Raw genomic sequence first — 16,596 nt, 5'->3', positions numbered from 1 at the left:
CAGAGGCAAGCATGTTTAAACGCTTCAATATCCAAGCTAAAAAGCACAAGTGGCTTGAAGTGAAAGCAATTTCATCGGAAGTCACTCGTCACTTGTGCAGTCGATAGAAGCATGTGCTGTGCCAAAATGACCGAAATCTAGAAACAATGCGGGTTGAGCGTTTTCGGGGTGTCGCCGGATACGTAGATTTACTTATCAATCGACGCTGCTATGCGACATGCGAAAGGCCGTATCCGGAGATGGCGGGAAGGAGAGGCAGCGCCCACGCGCCGCGGAACGGAGCTCTCTGGAGAGGGCAAAAATGGCGCCAAGAGCGCGGGAAAGTGAGCGAAATCACACATCGTCGCCGAGAAGCGACAGTTGAACATACGAGTGTCGCTCCAATTAACGGCGACAGAAATAGTGATTTTTCGCCTTTCCTCGTGCGAGGGCCGTTTGATATAAGGGAAATGTAAGAGGAACGGAATCACTGTCTAGAAACAGGGATGAAGATGAGGATATTTGTCGTCGAGCCTACGGGCCAAGGAGGGTTGGTGCATTATGCCTACGAGTTATGCACGGGACTCGCAAACAGCGGAGCCGACGTCACTCTGGTGACCGCCGATGAGTACGAACTCGGCGGCTGCCCCCACAATTTCCGTGTCGAAAGGCGGCTGCGCTTGTGGAAGATTGTCGATTCGCGCGCCGCTCGGAAGCCGCCGTCGGGTGTCTTGGCGAAAACTTGGCGCCGGTTCTGGTGGACGGGCCGCAGGGTGTTTCGGTTTACGCGCTTAATCGGTCAGTGGGTCCGCTTGACGAACTATCTGATCGCCGAGAAACCGGATGTGGTGCTGTTCGGACGGTTTTATTTTCCTGGAGCTTCGTTTTTTCTTCGTAAGCTCAAGCGTCACGGACTGATCTTGGCGGACGTGTGCCATGAATACGAGTCTCGCGACCCGAACTTGTCCCGTATCAATGTCCTGATCGACCGGACGACCGAGTTTTTCGAGCGAGGCGTATATAAAGCGTTCTCCGCCATATTCATCCACGGCGAGATCAACCGCGATCGCTTCCTGGCCGAGTGCGAGGTCTCTCCGGAGCGTGTCCATGTCATTCAGCACGGCGTTTCCAGCCTGTTTTTCAGCCAGGCGCGACATGTCGGACTAGCCGAACGCTATCGTCTTGAACCGTCCGAGCAGGTAATCCTCTTTTTCGGTAACCTTCGGGTCAGCAAGGGCATTCCCGATCTTCTTCGCGCTTTCGCCTTGATCGAGAGCGAGAAATTTCGAGCCAGGCTGCTTATCGTCGGTTACCCGACACAGTCGGTCGACGTGCAGGAATTGCGCGGGCTGGCGCGCGAGCTCGGCGTGGAGGGACGCACGATTTTCGATATGCGCTACATACCTAACGAGGAGGTGAGCGAACTGATGCAGCTCGCGACGGTCGTGGTCTTTCCTTATCTCAGCGCGACTCAGAGCGGACCGCTGATGATCGCGCATGCATTCGGCCGACCGGTCGTCGCAACCGCGGTCGGCAATTTTCCGGAAGTGGTCAAGGACGGATGCACCGGTTTCCTGGTGCCGCCCTCGTCGCCACCGGCATTGGCCGGGGCGCTTCGGAAAATCCTCGCCGCCCCGGATCTCGCAAAGAAAATGGGCGAGGAGGCCAAACGGCTGGCGGAGCGACGGTACAGCTGGAATTCCGTAGCCAAAGACATCTTGGCGGTGCTCCAAGAGATTGTGTCCGGACCATCGGTGCGCACAAAGACGTTTTCCTCGGCCAACAACACACGGACGGCAACACGATGATCAAGATCGAGATCGTTCAATCGGAACAGGGATTTCTTGAGCTGGAACCAGAATGGAATCCCCTCCTCGAGGCATCGGGGCTAGGAAACATTTTTCTCACCTGGGAATGGGTATCCACCTGGTGGCGTCATTTCGGCCGGGAGCGTCATAAGCCATGGGTGATCACGGCCCGCGATGGCGTCGATGGGCGCCTGGTCGGACTGCTTCCGCTCGCGCTGCAGACGGTGAAATTAGGCGGCTTGCGGCTCAGGCAATTAGCGTTCATGGGTGACGATCGGGTTATCGACCATCTGGACGCCATCACGATGCCGCGCTATAGGGAGGTCATTGTTCCATTCTTCGTCGAATGCCTGATAGGGAAACGGACTAAACATGATTTCGTCCGGCTCGATGCCATGAGGTCGGATTCGGGTTTTGTCCGGGTGCTTCTCGAAGCCATCGAGCACGGGGCCGGTGCCGGCCACATGATCCATGATTCGGTCTGTCCCTATCTTTCGCTGCCTTCGAGCTGGGAAAGTTACTGGTCCTCGCTCGGAAAACAGAGCCGATACAATTTCACGCGCAAGGCGAAACGACTACAGGCTCGGGCGGACGGACCGGTCGCCTACCGGACGATCGACAGCAAAACGGAACTTGCCGGCGCCATCCGCGAACTTGCGCGCCTGCATCAGGCCCGGCAGAGGCAAAAAGGCAACCCCGGCGCTTTCGCGCAAGATCGGGCTATCGAGTTTCATACCGAGCTTGCCGGCCATTTCCTGGAGAAAGGATGGTTGCGGCTTTACCTTCTGACCGTGGCCGAGCATGCCATCGCGGCCATCTATTGCTACAAGTTCGGTGGCAAATTCAGCTTTTACCAATCGGGCTACGATCCCGCCTGGGCTGACTGTTCGCCGGGCGCCCTGATCATGCTCCATGCGGTGCGGGAGGCGATTAACGAGGGGGTCGACGAGTTCGACTTTCTTCGTGGCACGGAAGCTTACAAAGCTTTATGGACGAGCGCGGCGCGGACCGACCGCCGCTTACGGATCGCATCGAGCCTGCCTGGCTGGCTGGTTCTTCGGGGCTACCAAGTAGCCTACGCGGGGCTGCGCGCCATCAAGTCGAACTTCCTCGGCTGGAGCCATCGCCATGTCAAAGCCGCATCCTGAACGCGTCTTGTTTCTGATCGACTCTCTCGGCATGGGTGGCGCCGAACGGATGCTCGTCAATTATCTCCAGCATCTCGACACGAACAGATACCAGCCGCGCGTTTGCGTTTTTTGGGTTCGGGACGGAAACCCCATTGCCGCCGAGATCGAACAGTTAGGTATACCGGTTGACCTGATCCCGGTCTCGGGTATCCGGGATTGCAAGTGCGTGGCCTCGCTCGTCGGCTATCTGCGAAGACACCAAATCGGTTTGGTGCACACCCAGCTCGAAACGGTCACGGTGCACGGTGGCATTGCCGCGAAGATACTCGGCATCCCGGCGATCCACACCTTGCACACCTTCGCCTATCCCAATGCGACGGCGCGTGAAATTCTCCGAAGCAAAGTCACCTGGTTCGCCCTGAGAAACTTTCACGACCAAGTCATTGCCGTTTCCGCGGCGGTTGGCGAGTACGCGATCGCTGAGGGCCGCGTGCCGCGCGAAAAGATTACGGTGCTCTACAACGGGATCGACACCGGGTATTTTCGGCGCGGCAGCGACATCGATAGGGCGGCGGTGCGCAAGGCGTTCGGGATACCGCTCAACGCGGCGCTGGTGGTAACGGTCGCGGTTTTACGGCGAGAAAAAGGCATTCAATATCTGATCGAGGCGTGGCCGAAGATACTCGAATCCGTGCCGAAAGCCTATTACCTGATCGTCGGTGCCGGTCCATACGAAGATCAGTTGAAATCGCTAGCGGCGACCTACCAGTTGACGGACCGCGTGTTATTCGCCGGCGCTCGAAGCGATATTCCGGCGATCTTGGGCAGCAGCGATCTTTTCGTCCTTCCCACGCTCGACGACGTGCTTCCGACGGTGCTGGCCGAAGCTATGGCGAGCGGTTTGCCCATAATCGCGAGCCGCGTCGGAGGCGTTCCCGAGATGGTAGAGCATGGAAGGAACGGCTTGCTGATCCAGCCCGGCGACCCAGCGCAACTGGCCGCAGCCTGCGTTCGCCTCCTGCGTGCGCCGGATGAGGCGCGGCGGCTGGGGCAGGGTGGCCTGGCCGTTGCCGAGGCACGCTTCAACGTTCGAAAGCAGGTACAAGAGCTCGAAAACACCTATCGGGCGCTGCTCGAGCGCCAGCGTTCCTCTTGCTAGTCGCCTATCCTGTGGGAAGACAAAACCTTTCGACTTCGTTCAGCTAGGTAGGGCGGGTTAGGCCGCTAGCCCGTAACCTGCCGCACACCGCGAAAAGGCGGGTTACGCGGAGCCTGTCCTGAGCGGAGCCGAGGAGCTGACCCGCCCTACAACTTACTCGAGCGTACATCAACGATGAACATGCTCTAGCAATCAGCCGGCTTGCGTGTTGGAACGATAGAGGACGTGATGTACCTTGAACTGGAAGGCCAATCTCGTCAAACCCGGGTGGATGCCGTAGCGTCTGAGTTCCAGCACGGGGGTATGCACCGTATTCGGGCCCTGAATAGTGGTGACGGCCGCAACGATCCCGAGACGTTTGAGAATACTCAGTATATTACTGTCGTAATCGCCTGATCCGCCGTTCGGATAAGCGAACAAGCGGCAAGCTTGCCCCGTCCACATGGCTATCGATTGAGTGCTTTCGTCGATTTCTTTGAGTGCTTTGTTGAGCGGAATTTTCGTAAGAATCGAATGAGAAGCGGTGTGAGCGCCGAACTGAATTAATCCGGAGTTTGCCATGATCGCGATCGCTTCTCGATTCATGATCCGAAAATCCGGGGAGAGATCGGGAACACTGCTGTCGCATCCCAATTTTTCGATAATTTCATCGACTTGCCTCAATAAATCATCGTGATCCAGTTTCTTGAGGCACGCTTGCAGCTTTTTGGATGCGGTGGCCTTGCCGTTGACTGTCGATAAGTCGAACTTGAGGTCACGCCATTCGAGCGTTCGGTTAGAGGTGCGGGCTATTGCTTCTAGCAAACGGCAAAACCAAACCGTTTTTGACGTACCGACAAAACCGGTATTTAGGAATACCGTTGCCGGAAACTGAAATTCTCGCAAGACCGGAAATGCGACGTCGAATACGTTTTGATATCCGTCATCGAAAGTAATGGCGACGGTCGGGCGATCAAACGACCCGGATCGCAAGCGATGAAGTGCCTCGGATAAAGATACGACTCGACAACGCCTAGCGAGGTATTCCATTTGCTGGCGAAACTGAGTTTCCGTGATGAAGCAATAGTCAGGCACCGGCAAAGCCTGGCGCACCACGCCGTGGTACATCAGTATCGTCAGCTTGTCTTGATAAAAAGATTTCGGAATAAACCGCGAGATTCCGAAAATGGATTGGGGGGTGGCGAGAGAATCTCGATCGATCGGTTTGATAACTGATTCTGGGTTTGACATATAGCAATCCGGCTATGGTTTGAGGTCCATCTCGAATTCAAATCAACCCGTCACATCGGATTAATGCGATGTGCAGAGTCTATCAGGCGAATTGCGGCGCGAGCAACGGCTATGAAGCGCTCACAATCGGTACACGGCAAAAACCCGCTCGACAATGGGTTTTGAAAATCCCGGCATGTGTAATGCATGACACGGATCACGATAAATACCTGACGATGGTTTCCGCCGCGATCGATACCGACCGATCGGCTAGTTTAATTACTCGATCGACGTCTTATCATACGGGCTATTTTTTGATTCCGGAAGTCATGTAAGCAGACGATTACGTGTGTGATCGGATAGCGTGACAGGCTAAATTTTTCGGATTATGCCGATATATTGGTTTAACCGGTCGGCGAAACAAACCTGTTTTGAAAGATTTTAATAAGCCCGCTTTCTCCAAAATGAATCGGCGAGCGAAGGGCGACTCGATGAGCGGGCCGGCCAGAGACCAATGCCGTTAACCGAGTCCGTCATGGCAACGGGGAAGGTCGTGACTGAAACGCCTGTTTTGTGTGGCCAGTAGGTCATCGGGTCTGCGCCGTTCGACGAGCCCGTCGGAGGGTTGCTCGAGCCGGCCGAGATAGGCTCTCAATTTAACCAAGAGCTTTGTCCTAAACTGAAGCATCGGGCCCCGCTCATTCGATGCTCGCCGACGCCAGCCGCCGAAAAAATGCCGCTGCGTTATACTTCGCGCCATTTTTTCGGAAGCGGATCCTCAATCGTGATCGCGACGATCGTTATCGTTTTCTCCCTTGTTTATATCGGCATGATTCGGGGCGGGCTGCCTTTTCTTCAGCTCGACCGAACCGGGATCGCCGTGCTCGGCGCTATCGCCCTGATTGCCACCAAGTCGCTAACTCTGGACGAAGCGGCTAAGGCGCTTCACATCCCTACCTTGATTCTGCTGTTTTCGTTCATGGTGATTTCCGCTCAGTTGCGGCTGAGCGGGTTTTATATGCTGGTGACGGAAAAACTCGGTGCGCTCCGGGTGAGCCCGGCGGTGTTCCTGGCGGCACTGATCGCTGTGGCGGCGGGACTTTCCAGCGTGTTCAGCAACGATGTCGTGTGTCTCGCGGTGGCTCCGGTATTGATCGACATCTGCCTCAATCGTCACATCGATCCGGTACCTTTCCTGTTGGCCCTATCTTGTTCCGCCAATATCGGTTCGGCCGCGACGCTCATCGGGAATCCGCAGAATATGCTGATCGGCGAGACCTTGAAGATGTCCTTCGTCGATTATCTTCGCGATGCCGTGGTTCCGGTGGGCGCGGGTCTGGTGATGACGTGGCTGCTGATTGCGCTGTTCTGGCGCGGTCGCTGGGCGTTCGATCCGCGCTTCGCGGTAGTCCACCGAGACCCACGCTTCGAACCACACGCTCGCTTCGATCTCTGGCAGGCGGCAAAGGGGCTTACGGTTGCGGCGGGTCTGTTTGGAGCATTCCTATTTTCCGATTGGCCGCGCGAAATATTGGCGTTGGGAGGTGCCGGCATCCTGCTGCTGTCGCGAAAGCTGCACTCGACGCACATGCTCGGCTTGGTGGACCGGCAGATTATTCTGATGTTCATCGGGCTGTTCATCGTCAATTACGCCGTGGAAACCACGGAACTCCCCAAGCAGGGCGTGTCGGCGCTGGCGCAAGCCGGGTTCGACTTGCACGACCCCGAGCTGCTTTACGGCGCATCGTTCCTGCTCAGCAATGTCGTGTCCAATGTACCGGCCGTGATGTTGCTCCTCCCCATGGCTACCCATCCGGACGCGGGGCTACTGCTGGCCTTGTCGAGCACTTTCGCAGGGAACCTGCTGATTGTCGGCAGTGTCGCCAACATGATCGTTGTGGACGCCGCGGCGCGCCGGAACATCGTGATCAGCTGGCGGCGTCACGCGCTGGTGGGGGTGCCGGTGACTCTGTTGACCATCACTATCGCTGCCGCGTGGTACTGGCTGGGAATACGCTGATCAATCCGCCGCTCGGCCGGAAAATCGACAGCGTATCTTTCCCTTCGCAACACTGGGGACAGGAACAATAGCCTTTAGCGAGCGGGCTTCGGACGCCGAAGAGCTGTGTGAAATCACCGGAACATCGCGTATTTGCCGCAGCGGAGCGCCTGTCTGTCCGTGCAATTGCCGATTTTTAGAGCCAACCGCTCTGGTACAGGACTCGCAAGCAAATCGTTCCGTCTTCGATCGGGTGTAATTCCTCCGGATTACGGCCGTGCCTTTTCGATTCGACAAGAACCTCGAGACCGCATAAAGACATTGTTATAACTTACAGAAATATCCGTCTGATCAGGGTAAGGCAACACCTGTTTTTCACCCTGCTGCTCCTTATCGGCCTGAGCGGCTTTCCGCCGGAACAGACCTGCGCCGGAACTGCGAAAGAAAAATCGCAGCACCTGATTCTGCGAACTGCGCGGGTATTCGACGGGGTCGATCTCCACACCGATTACGCGGTATCGATTATCGAAGGAAAGGTGGCGAGCCTGGGGCCGTCAGGGGATGTGCGTGCGAAGCGTGCACGCATCATCGATCTCGGCGATGCCACCCTGCTCCCAGGCTTTATCGAGTTGCACGGCCATCTTGCCTTCCAGGACGGGCCGCGCGACACCGTATTGCGCCATGGGGTGAAGACCGTTCGGGATGTTGGTGGGCCCTTGTTGGCGCCTTCGGGAGGGAAAGGCCGTCTCCGTTTGCTGACGGCCGGCCCTATCATCACCGTACCCGGCGGCTATCCCTTTCCGGTGTTCGGCCGGCATGGCCACGGCCATGGCGAGGTTGCTACACCGGTCGAAACCCCCGAAGAGGCGCGGCAGGTCGTGCGGCGGCTGGCTGCCGGCGGCACCGCGGTCATCAAGATCGCACTGGAATCCGGCGGCGAGAAGGGCGCCCCATGGAGAACAGGACATGAGGCTTCGACGCCGCCCCCCTGGCCCATGCCGTCTCTGGAAATTGCCCGCGCCGTGGTGGACGAAGCCCATCGCTTGGGCAAACAGGTATCGGCGCATGTGGGGGAGCCGAAAGGCGTGGCTCTTGCGCTGGCGGCCGGGGTCGACGAGTGGGCTCATGTTCCCTGTGAGTCGGTAACCGACGAATTGCTTGAGCGAGCCGTTCGACAAGGTGTCAGGATCCTGACCACGCTCGATACGCTTTCCCATTGTCCGGGCATACGCGGGAATGTTTCCAAATTAGCGGGCTTAGGAGCCCAGCTTTTCTACGGAGCCGAAATCGCCCATATGGAAATCCCTTGGGGCATCGATGCCCAGGAACTTCATTTGATGGTGCACCTGACCGGGATGACGCCATTGGAAGTGTTGCGTACCGCCACCTCCAAAGCGGGCGAGGTTTTGGGGCTCGCTCCGCTCGGCACCCTGAGCGCGGGCGCACCGGCCGATTTGATCGCGGTCAAGGGTAATGCCCTTGAAAACTTCAAGCTTCTGGAATCCCCGGATCTGGTGATCTCGGACGGGAAAATCGTCGTCAATCATTTCGAGCGGTAATTCGATTTGTTGCCCCATGCGACCTCTGGTCCAGGACCGGCGTCTTGAGTCGCTTTGCTCGCCTTTTCTGAGGCCAGCGGATCACGCCGATGATGTACGGTACCGGACAGGCGAGGCCGGTAAGACAGACGAGGATGCGGCTGGGCCAGCCGAAGGTTTTGCCGGAATGGATCGGCCACATCCGGTCCAGAAAGGTGTCGCCGATGACGGTTCGGGTGTCCAGACGAAATCATGCCCCATGATCCGGACGACGACCATGCCGGCCTTGTCCGTCAGCGCAGCTGCCGTCTCTCAAAACTCCACCCGTACCGAGCCTATCACCGTAAACGGCGCTGCGGGTACGACCGCGAGCCTGGGAGCGACATTCGTGAAGGGATCGGTCGATTCGTAATAGGCCTTGTCGAGCAGGTTACGCAGGTTAAGTTGCGCGGTCACGCGGGATGGCCCCATGGTCCAGCGGTAAGCGGCGGCAGCGTCGAGCCGCACATAACCGGGCATCTTGAACGTGTTCTCGTTGTCTCCGTCGCGCTGACCTGCCGCGAACACGCCGATTCCCAGGGAAAGCCCGTCGGGCGAGTCGAACCCGTTCACATCGTATTTGAGCCACAGGCTGCCTGAGTTGTAGGGCACATTCGGCAGGCGATGGCCCTGATTGCCTTCGTTGTCCTTGGTAATCTCGGCGTCCGTATAGGCGTAGTTGCCGATCAGGCTGATGTAGTCCGTAATCCGGCCGGCAATGTCCAGTTCCATGCCTTTGCTCCGCGCCTTGCCGATGGTGTTCACATCCGTCGGGTCGGGCGTACTGAGGTCTGGAGTGAGAATGTTCTCCTTGTTGATGTTGTAGAAGGCGAGGGTCGCGGTCAGCCTGCCGTCGAAGAGCTCCGTCTTGACGCCGGCTTCGAATTGCTCGCCGGTTTCCGGCGTTACACTGCCGATGCCGGGTATGTTGTTGTTCGATCCGAACGATTTCGCCCAGTTGCCGTAAACGCTCAGCCAGGACCAGGGCTGATAGAGAATGCCGACTCGTGGGCTGAACTCTTGATCCTTTCGATTCCGTCTATCCCTGTCCGCCGCGGCATAGGAGGTGTCCGAATAGCCGCGTCCGGTCGTCGCCCAATCGTGGCGACCACCGCCGAGGATGTGGAGTTTTTCCCAGAGCACGATGTGTTCCTGAAAGTAGACGCCGAACCATTCTTCCTCGGCGCGCGAGTAGAGCGGAGGCGTCAGGCGGTCCTTGTCGAACAGGGCGGTGTCGAGATTGTAGCGGGGGTTGAACATATCGATGGCGAGCGCCGGATCCCCCGTCTCGTAGTCGCCTCGAGCATGATACTTTTCCGAGCTCCGGTAATAATCGAAACCGACCAGGATTTCGTGCTTGGTGCCCCATAGGTCCAGTTTGCCGGTGAGATCCAGGTTGGTGGCGTAAACGTCATGGTCCGAGCGCTGGTAAAACAGGTTGCGGTCCAGCGTGCGGTTGTCGCTGCGTAGTGCCGAAGCGTCGAACTGGGGCGAAGGCGTGATGTCCAGATTGTAGGTATCGAAAAACCGCGCCAAGAACCGATTGCGCAAGGTCTAGTCATCGTTGAAGCGGTGGGTGAGATTGAAGCCGACGTAGACGTTCGAGACGTTGTCGAGGGGATCGTCCGGATCTTCCAGCGTCCGGCGAATCGGAATGGGGGCAGGGCGCTTCCCGATGACGGGGATGCCGTAGTCGAATTCCCTATCCTCGGTGAAACCTTCCACCTCGAGAGTGACTTCCGTGGCATCGCTGATCCGCCAGGTCAGGCTCGGGTTGACCTGAATCCGATCCATGGAGTGGAACTCCCGAAACGAGTCGCTGGACTGATAGGAGCCGGTAAACCGGTAGAGCAGCGTTCCGTCTTCGGTCAAAGGCCCGGTGGCATCCCAAATGGTGCGAAAGAAATCGAAATTACCGAACTGTTGCTCTATGGAATAATAAGCCCGGTCCGAGGGTCTCTTGGTGGTCAGATTGATCAGGCCACCCGGCTCGATGCGGCCGACAACACTCCGGCGGGGCCTTTAAGCACCTCTAGGGACTGCAGGTTGGCCGTATCGTAGCTGGTAAAGCCTACCCTCAATCCGTTCCGATATTGGTTGAAATCGTGAAACCCGCGGATGATAAAGCCGTTGAATACACCCAGGGAAGGTTGCGGCCGGACGCTGCTCACGTTTTCGAGCGCTTCCTTTAACTCGGGGGTTTTCTGATCGTCCATCACCGCTCTCGGAACTGCCTGCACCGATACAGGCGTGTCCATGATCGGCGTGTCGGTTTTGGTCGCGGACAGGGTGCGTTTCACGGTATAGGCAGTACGAAGCTCTTCCTCCTCCGTCAGCGCCTCGTCATTTACCGTGATCGGCGAGAGCTGCACGGTCTCTTCGTCGTAAGCGGGCACGGGCTTTTCGGCGCGGACCAAGGTTAGGGTGCCGCCGATGCCGTCCTTGGTATAGGTTAGGGGAGCTTCGGCCAGCAGGTGCTGCAGAGCTTCGGTGTCGGTATAGTGACCGCGTAGGGCCGGTGCTGTCAGCCCCTCGACCAACTGTGCGGGAAACAGAAGTTTGGTTCCGGTCTGATCGGCGAATTCGGTGAGAGCCTTTCCTAGCGGCTGGGCGGGCTGATTGAAGTGGCGGACGGTTTCTGCCATGCCGGACAGGCTGACCGAAAATGTCAGGGTGCCGGCGATGAAGGGCAAAAAGCGGCTGTGGTTCAAGAGCGTCTCCGTATTGTGTTGTTTGGACCGACATACGAAAGAACGCACGAGAACGCGAAACTTGCAGCGGTGTGTTCGGAAAAATTTACGCGTAGTCCTTCGAGCCGCCGTAGCCCGTATGAAGCACAGTGGAATACGGGACATTTGGCTTAATAGACCCGTATTTCGCAAGCCTGACGCGGGATACTGCCTTACCAATCGTGGAAGGTGGGCGATCCGTTCAGCGAAAGGATGGGTAGGTCGGCAATCCCTTGCCGGCGAAACCCTGTCCGAGCGGTGGCGTCGGGAAAGGATTCCCGACCTTGTATTATGAATTCCGTGTGGTTCGGAAGGGGTTGGAGAAGACTCCCGACCGGTCACCCCAGGCCTGGAGGGCGCTCCAGGTTTGAGCGACTGGATGCCGTTCCCGCCCTTGGGACACCAAGCCCGTTGCGTAGATCGATGCAGCAGTCGCTCACCCTCATCGAGCGATCGAACAGTATCTTCGGCCCGGCTTGCCGGCAGCCCGCATTCACAAGGTAGATCATTTGAGGTTCATGATGCCCACGTTTTATCTCGGAATTGATGTCGCCAAAGCCAAACTGGACTGCGCGTTACGCCTCCCCAACGGGAAGTTCCGAACCAAAGTCATCGCCAACTCCCAAGACGGGTTCGCCACCCTCGTCACTTGGCTCACCGGCCCAGAGGCACGGAATGTTCACGTGTGTATGGAAGCCACTGGGGTGTATTGGGAAGACGTCGCCCAGTGCTTGGCTACCCAAGGGTTCACTGTCAGCGTCATCAACCCCGCCCAAATCAAAGCCTATGCCGCTTCCCGCTTAACCCGGACCAAAACCGATGCCGTCGATGCGCGCCTCATCGCCGAATTTTGCGCCGAACGCCATCCGCCTCCCTGGCAGGCGAGAAGCGAAGCCGAAATCGCCTTGCGCGCGCTCGTGTTGCGTCTGGATGCGTTGCAAGCCCTGCGGACCCAGGAAAGTAACCGCCTGGAGGTCGCCCGGGACGCGGTGCGCACCAACATTCAAGAACACCTGAATTGGCTCGATCAGCAGATCAAGAGCCTGATCAAAACCATCAATGAGCACATCGACTCTAACCCCGATCTGAAGGGAAAGCGCGAATTACTCGAGAGCATCCCCGGTATCGGGGAACGCACCATCGCCATTCTGCTCGCCTTCTATGCCGAGCCCAGCCGCTTCGCCAATAGCCGACAAGCCGTCGCCTTCGCCGGGCTCGACCCGCGCCGGCAGGAGTCCGGAACGAGCGTGAAAACCAAGCCGCGGCTGTCCAAAGTCGGCCATGCCTTCTTGCGCAAAGCCCTCTACATGCCGGCTATGGTGATCCTGTATAAGACCGCTTGGGGCCAGCCCTTCAAGAACCGGCTCGCGCTCTCGGGCAAGCCCGCCAAGCTCATCATCGGTGCCATGATGCGCAAGCTCCTCCAGGTCGCTTTCGGCGTCCTCAAGTCCGGAAAACCCTTCGATCCAGCACTCCATGGCACTTGACCCGGATAACAGTATCTACAAGTGTAGGATGTGCTGAACGAAGTGAAGCGCATCGTTCGCGGTTGATGCGCTTCTTGCCTTACCGCACCCTAAATAAGCGAATCTGTCGGGATAGGATTCCCGACTTATTCCAAATCGCTTTCAAAGGCATTCATTTTTGTAGGGTGGGTTAGGCCGCGAGGCCGTAACCCACCGTGCAACCTCGGACCTGTCCTGGGCCCTTCGACAATGCTCAGGACAGGCCTGTCGAAGGGGCTGTCCCGAGCGGAGCCGAGGGGCTAACCCACCATCGATGGGTTTCGCTTCGCTCTACCCATCCTACGATTCATGTTCATTCGAATGCCGAATGGAATTACAAGGGCGCATAGTCGTAGGCCTGCAAGCCTTTGCCGACAATATGGGCTAACGATGCAGCAGTGTGATCCACGGCCCCAGCGGCGTCGTACGAAGCTTCAGCGTCGCCGCCATATCGTCCAGCACCGAATCGGGCTGGTCCAAGGGAAAGACGCCGGTGACCCGCAGCGCGCGGAGTTCGGCCGAAGTGATCAGGATCGCACCGGGCCGATAGCGGTCCAGCTCCGCTACGGCTTCGGCCAGGGGGCGATCTTCGAAAATGAGCTTTCCCTTGCGCCAGGCCGCAGCGGCGCGAAGGTCGGCCGGCTCCGGTCCTTTCAGTTCGCGGCCGTTCCAGCGAGCCTCCTGCCCGGCGGAGAGCGTCACCTCCGTATCCAAGCCGGATGTTCGCACGGCGACGGAGTGTTCGAGAACACTGACACGAACCTCGCTTCCGAATACGGCTACATCGTACGCCGTCCCCAGCGCTCGGGCAGTCACCACACCTCCCGCCACTTCGAAGGGATGCACGGGATCGGGAGCGACCTCGAACGAGGCTCGGCCCCTAAGCAGCTCCACGCGGCGGAGGTTTTTCTCGAAGTGTACCGACAAAGCCGTGTCGGTATCGAGGATGACGCGGCTGCCGTCCGAGAGAGTGATTTCCTTGAGCTCTCCGGTAGCGGTGTGATAATCGCTGAGCCAGATATCGAACAGTCCAAGCATCTGCACTGTGATGACCGATACCAGCAGGCAGGCCGCGATCGCCGGTGCCGCGAGGCGAGAGCGATGCCGATGTGTGCCGGGAGGCGCGCTGCGACGAACGTCTGTGTTCTCCAGGTGAGATGAACGGGGGGCTGTGGATTGGACTTGTCTTTCTTCACACACGGCAACGGTGTCCGGTGCCAGCGCCAGTCCCATGTCCTGCCACAAGCGCTCCGCCGCGAGAAAAGCTGCCTCGTGAGCCGCGCTTTGCGCTCGCCATGCCGCCAGTTTCCGGCGGTCATCCTCGGTTGCTCGACCGGAGTGCAGCAGAATGACCCAGGCTTCGGCCTGGTCGGCGAGGGAGTCGGATGAGTCGGAAAAAGAATCCATCGGCTACAGCGGTTGATAGGTGTCGTAGTATAAGACGCGGCACCGCCGAGAATTTACCGCGTCGATGGGTCGTCGACCCGCGATCGGCAATGGCGCATGGCTCGAGCCAGATATTTGGCGATCATGCTTTCCGAGACGTTCAGCCGCGCCGCGATCTCGCGATGGGAAAGCCCCTCTAGCCGGTTGAGCAGAAGGGCGGTGCGGCATTTTTCAGGAAGCTCCGACAGCGCTGCGTTGAGCTTTCGCAAGCGCTCCTTCTGTTCCAGACAGTGTTCGGGGGCAGGATCGAATCCGGCCACGGTATCGGCGTGCTCGTCTTCCAGCGGGACGCAGATCTCCCTGACCGCTTGCCGGCGGCGGTGATCCACCACCAGGTTTTCGGCGACCCGAAAAGCGAAAGCACGAGGATTGTCGACCCGGTTGTCGTGAGTGCTTTGCCACACGCGCAGTTGTGTTTCTTGCGTCAGATCGGCGGCGGTATCGGGACAACCGACCCGCTGCCGGAAAAAGCAGAACAGATCGTGCATCAACCCTTCGCCCCACGGCGCGAGCATGGAATCGGTTATAGGGCGAGACATCGGTCTTATGAGCGAAATCGGCTGCAACAGGTAACCGATACGGGAAAGCAACATCCGAGCCATAAACGAAAGTGGCGAAACGAGAACAGCCGTGCGGGCCATCGCTTTACGAAATGCTGGGAATAACACATCTGGTTGCAGGATTTGACGCAATCCGGTGCGATAGTGGAACCGGGCTGCCGTGGTGGCGTATCGTTTTTTCGTTTCGAAAACGGCAAGCTACGGGTTGGCTGGGCACGCAATCCGTGGCTACGGTTCTATCTCGTTCTTCTCGAAACGAGCTTTAAGCTGTTTTTGCGAACCGCCTTTCGACCCGTCGCGCGGCTTTGCGCTTCTGTAGCCAACGGATAAGACCAGTGACGTAGAGTACCAGTGGTACGAACCCCGCCATGCATACCAGAATGCGCCCCGGCAAGCCCAAAGCCTCGCCATTGTGCAGCGGCCACATCAAGTTCAAAAAGGTTTCCCCCGCCGTGAATGTATTCGGGTCTCGTACAGCGAGGACTTCGCCGCTGAACTGGTCCACCCAGGCGGTCGTGGTGGTAAAGAAGAGACTGGCTTCTCCGGGTTGACGCATTTGGACGGCGTAGAATCCTTCCGGGTCGTCCGGCGTTTTGACGAAGCGGACTTGGGCATCCGGAAAGATCGATTCGGCAACCGTTACGGCGTGTTCGAGGGTGATCGGTGCGACGTTCGAGGAAGGGATGGATTTCAGACCTTCGGGAGGAGCGGGCGCAGGACTGAAGCTACCGTGAATCGGCGATACCAGCGCGATCGCCGATTGGACGTAGTCGCGGAAAACCAGACATGTCCCCGAGAAGGCGATTGTGAACAAAACCGCCAACCCGTAGATCCCGCAGAGTTTATGGATGTCGAAGATCGCCCTCTCCGGACTGGCGCCGCGCTTGAAGGTCAATGCCGAGTGCCATTTGCCGCCTCGCGGCCACCAGAGATAAACGCCGATGGCCAGGGTAATCATCAAGAGCAGTCCGAAAACGCCGGCCAGATTGGAACCGATGGAACCCAAGAAAAAGGTCGAATGCAGGTCGTAGATCCAGGTGATGAGAAAGCTGAAGTCGGCATAAAAGCGGTTCGCAACGATTTCCGCCGTGTAGGGATTGACTGAGACGAAGAGGATGTCGGATGAACCGTCGGTTTTCTTTCCGATCTGGCGAGCCAGGATCATCCCCGCCGGGTGGCGTGGCATCTCCAGCGACCAGATGCCGTTCCGCTCCGGATGCGCCGCGCGGAGCGCCGCCAGGATCTCGTCCAGGGATTTTCGAGTTTCTCCCGGTTCGGTCACGATGAGCTCCGGATTCAGCCATTCGTCGATATCCCATCGGAACACGTTGACGGCTCCGGTAAGCCCCATCAGCACCCAAACCGCACCGGCCCAAAGACCCAGCCATAGATGGACCTTGAGCCACATCGGGCGCAGCCTGAATCGGGCGATACGGTTGCCATGTCGTTCGGACATTCGGGTCTCCTGTTGCAAATACGGATAGAGTTGTTGTCG

The 16,596-nt window shown here is 58.1% G+C and carries 14 protein-coding genes; 6 read left to right on the top strand and 8 right to left on the bottom strand.

What is annotated here, in order from left to right; translation table 11 throughout:
• The first annotated feature begins 485 nt into the window (after positions 1 to 485).
• The 3 genes from QEN43_RS07970 to QEN43_RS07960 are packed head-to-tail and all read left to right on the top strand — an operon-like array spanning position 486 to position 4,076.
• Positions 486 to 1,787, top strand: coding sequence for a glycosyltransferase family 4 protein (locus tag QEN43_RS07970; RefSeq protein WP_051331630.1), 1,302 nt, complete (start codon positions 486 to 488; stop codon positions 1,785 to 1,787).
• Complete coding sequence (locus QEN43_RS07965) at positions 1,784 to 2,935, top strand: GNAT family N-acetyltransferase (protein ID WP_026610331.1); 1,152 nt, start codon at positions 1,784 to 1,786, stop codon at positions 2,933 to 2,935. The genes QEN43_RS07970 and QEN43_RS07965 overlap by 4 nt, the downstream gene beginning before the upstream one ends.
• Positions 2,916 to 4,076 (top strand): glycosyltransferase, encoded by a 1,161-nt coding sequence (locus QEN43_RS07960; RefSeq protein ID WP_051331631.1) that lies wholly within the window; start codon positions 2,916 to 2,918, stop codon positions 4,074 to 4,076. The genes QEN43_RS07965 and QEN43_RS07960 overlap by 20 nt, the downstream gene beginning before the upstream one ends.
• A gap of 192 nt (positions 4,077 to 4,268) precedes the next feature.
• On the opposite strand, the gene QEN43_RS07955 is transcribed toward QEN43_RS07960, so the two are convergent.
• Positions 4,269 to 5,306, bottom strand: coding sequence for a polysaccharide deacetylase family protein (locus tag QEN43_RS07955; protein WP_026610332.1), 1,038 nt, complete (start codon positions 5,304 to 5,306; stop codon positions 4,269 to 4,271).
• 763 nt (positions 5,307 to 6,069) lie between these two features.
• Between QEN43_RS07955 and QEN43_RS07950 the strand changes: the two genes are divergently transcribed.
• Positions 6,070 to 7,305: an anion transporter gene (locus tag QEN43_RS07950; protein WP_317963916.1), complete on the top strand. Its 1,236-nt coding sequence runs from the start codon at positions 6,070 to 6,072 to the stop codon at positions 7,303 to 7,305.
• Positions 7,306 to 7,847: 542 nt separating this feature from the next.
• Positions 7,848 to 8,843: an amidohydrolase family protein gene (locus QEN43_RS07945; RefSeq protein WP_317963915.1), complete on the top strand. Its 996-nt coding sequence runs from the start codon at positions 7,848 to 7,850 to the stop codon at positions 8,841 to 8,843.
• Here the strand turns inward: QEN43_RS07945 and QEN43_RS07940 are convergent.
• The 4 genes from QEN43_RS07940 to QEN43_RS07925 form a co-directional block, all read right to left on the bottom strand.
• On the bottom strand, positions 8,824 to 9,033 hold the full coding sequence (locus tag QEN43_RS07940) for a PepSY domain-containing protein (protein WP_396662774.1): 210 nt from the start codon (positions 9,031 to 9,033) through the stop codon (positions 8,824 to 8,826). The two genes, QEN43_RS07945 and QEN43_RS07940, sit on opposite strands and share 20 nt — an antisense overlap.
• Before the next feature lie 101 nt (positions 9,034 to 9,134).
• Positions 9,135 to 10,412, bottom strand: coding sequence for a TonB-dependent siderophore receptor (locus tag QEN43_RS07935; protein ID WP_156912728.1), 1,278 nt, complete (start codon positions 10,410 to 10,412; stop codon positions 9,135 to 9,137).
• 3 nt (positions 10,413 to 10,415) lie between these two features.
• Positions 10,416 to 10,733: a hypothetical protein gene (locus tag QEN43_RS07930; RefSeq protein ID WP_156912729.1), complete on the bottom strand. Its 318-nt coding sequence runs from the start codon at positions 10,731 to 10,733 to the stop codon at positions 10,416 to 10,418.
• Between the two features lie 104 nt (positions 10,734 to 10,837).
• Positions 10,838 to 11,572, bottom strand: coding sequence for an STN domain-containing protein (locus QEN43_RS07925; protein ID WP_162144292.1), 735 nt, complete (start codon positions 11,570 to 11,572; stop codon positions 10,838 to 10,840).
• A gap of 539 nt (positions 11,573 to 12,111) precedes the next feature.
• On the opposite strand from QEN43_RS07925, the gene QEN43_RS07920 reads away from it, so the two are divergent.
• Positions 12,112 to 13,077, top strand: a complete 966-nt coding sequence (locus QEN43_RS07920; protein ID WP_084161956.1) for an IS110 family RNA-guided transposase — start codon at positions 12,112 to 12,114, stop codon at positions 13,075 to 13,077.
• A gap of 402 nt (positions 13,078 to 13,479) precedes the next feature.
• Here QEN43_RS07920 and QEN43_RS07915 read toward each other — a convergent pair whose 3' ends face one another.
• From QEN43_RS07915 to QEN43_RS07905, 3 genes are all read right to left on the bottom strand, one after another.
• Complete coding sequence (locus tag QEN43_RS07915; RefSeq protein ID WP_026610336.1) at positions 13,480 to 14,502, bottom strand: FecR family protein; 1,023 nt, start codon at positions 14,500 to 14,502, stop codon at positions 13,480 to 13,482.
• A 53-nt stretch (positions 14,503 to 14,555) separates the two neighbouring features.
• Positions 14,556 to 15,143: a sigma-70 family RNA polymerase sigma factor gene (locus QEN43_RS07910; protein ID WP_317963914.1), complete on the bottom strand. Its 588-nt coding sequence runs from the start codon at positions 15,141 to 15,143 to the stop codon at positions 14,556 to 14,558.
• Positions 15,144 to 15,363: 220 nt separating this feature from the next.
• The gene (locus tag QEN43_RS07905; RefSeq protein ID WP_026610338.1) at positions 15,364 to 16,557 is read right to left on the bottom strand and encodes a PepSY-associated TM helix domain-containing protein; all 1,194 of its coding nucleotides are present in this window, start codon (positions 16,555 to 16,557) and stop codon (positions 15,364 to 15,366) included.
• Between the last annotated feature and the right edge of the window lie 39 nt (positions 16,558 to 16,596).

The organism is Methylocaldum szegediense (assembly GCF_949769195.1).
Classification (GTDB): Bacteria; Pseudomonadota; Gammaproteobacteria; order Methylococcales; family Methylococcaceae; genus Methylocaldum; species Methylocaldum szegediense.
The sequence above is the reverse complement of the archived record's forward strand: the minus strand, read 5'-3'. Positions and strand labels throughout refer to the sequence as shown.

Bases quoted from the DNA above. Each gene is read 5' to 3' on its own strand.
- QEN43_RS07960 (WP_051331631.1), top strand. From the start codon at position 2,916: ATGTCAAAGCCGCATCCTGAACGCGTCTTGTTTCTGATCGACTCTCTC.
- QEN43_RS07965 (WP_026610331.1), top strand. From the start codon at position 1,784: ATGATCAAGATCGAGATCGTTCAATCGGAACAGGGATTTCTTGAGCTG.
- QEN43_RS07970 (WP_051331630.1), top strand. From the start codon at position 486: ATGAAGATGAGGATATTTGTCGTCGAGCCTACGGGCCAAGGAGGGTTG.
- QEN43_RS07955 (WP_026610332.1), bottom strand. From the start codon at position 5,306: ATGTCAAACCCAGAATCAGTTATCAAACCGATCGATCGAGATTCTCTC.
- QEN43_RS07910 (WP_317963914.1), bottom strand. From the start codon at position 15,143: ATGGCTCGGATGTTGCTTTCCCGTATCGGTTACCTGTTGCAGCCGATT.
- QEN43_RS07915 (WP_026610336.1), bottom strand. From the start codon at position 14,502: ATGGATTCTTTTTCCGACTCATCCGACTCCCTCGCCGACCAGGCCGAA.
- QEN43_RS07920 (WP_084161956.1), top strand. From the start codon at position 12,112: ATGCCCACGTTTTATCTCGGAATTGATGTCGCCAAAGCCAAACTGGAC.
- QEN43_RS07905 (WP_026610338.1), bottom strand. From the start codon at position 16,557: ATGTCCGAACGACATGGCAACCGTATCGCCCGATTCAGGCTGCGCCCG.